Source organism: Arthrobacter sp. Y3225116 (assembly GCF_059091245.1).
This window is the reverse complement of sequence record NZ_JBNHGL010000471.1, coordinates 1-1,008: the sequence shown is the minus strand read 5'-3', so window position 1 is coordinate 1,008 and position 1,008 is coordinate 1. Positions and strand designations below refer to the sequence as shown.

The 1,008-nt window shown below is 70.0% G+C and carries 1 protein-coding gene and 1 pseudogene; both read right to left on the bottom strand.

From position 1 onward, the window contains the following. The coding region (locus tag AC5RV2_RS18375; protein WP_494093522.1) for a twin-arginine translocase TatA/TatE family subunit at positions 1-311 on the bottom strand (311 nt) is incomplete at its 3' end. 110 nt (positions 312-421) lie between these two features. Continuing rightward, positions 422-1,008, bottom strand: a pseudogene (locus AC5RV2_RS18370) (hypothetical protein); the annotation flags it as partial.

Genomic DNA, 1,008 nt, shown 5'->3' with positions numbered 1-1,008 from the left:
GCGGTTGCGGCTGCTGCCGCGACAGCCGGCGCCGCCGGCGCAGGACGCGGCGCCTCGTCGTCGTCCAACAAGGCTTCTTTGATGATCCGCCGAGGGTCGTATTGCCGCGGATCAAGCTTTCGCCAGTCCATGTCGACGATGTCGTCGCCGACTTCTTCGCGCAGCTGTTCCTTGGCACCGGCGGCCATGGTCTTCAGCTGTTTGACGAACCTGGCCAGCTGCGCGGCGTATTCGGGCAACCGCTCAGGTCCGAGGATCACCACGGCAAGAATTGCCAGGATGATCAGTTCTGAGCCGTTGATTCCAAACACGATTGAAGGTTACCCGTTCGCCGGGCCGGTCAGCCACTCGGCCGCTGCTGCCGGAGCCCCGCGGCGGCCCCTCATCCGGCCCGGGCCGTCCGGGCATCGCCGGGGGTGCATCAGCCGGCGGCCGGCGGTTTGACCATCATGCCCAGTCCGCGGACGATCCGGCTGAGCGGATCGTCGGCCGGGGACGGCATCGGCAGCTTCAGGCGGGAGTTCTCCGACAGCACCACGTGGCTGACCGTCTCCGGCATCTCGGCCAGCGGAAGGTCGGACCACAACGTGTACGTCACCTCGTCGGAATGGAGCACCACGGTCCAGTCCTCGCCGCCGCGCACCCACACGGCGCGGTTCAGCCCGGCCACTTCCCGGAATCCGTCCATGGTCACCGGATGGCCAGTGGTCGCATTCACCGGCGGCGCGGGGTCCGCCACCCGGGCCGTTCCGTCGGCGCTGCCGTCTCCGCGCCGTTGCTCGGTGACCACCACCCGGTGGCCGCCGTCGCTGAGCTCGAGCCTGACGGCTGGCTGCCCGTCCACGACCGTCTGTTCCGCGCTCTGCAGGCGGTAGCCGAGCCCGGGCAGCAGCGGGCAGGTCCAGCCACTGCGCCGCAGCTCCTCGAGTGCCGCGCCGTTCAGGGCGATCGGACGGGTGGTGCCTGCATCGGCGGCCACCGGCACCCAGGCCGTCCCGGTGGCAAGGC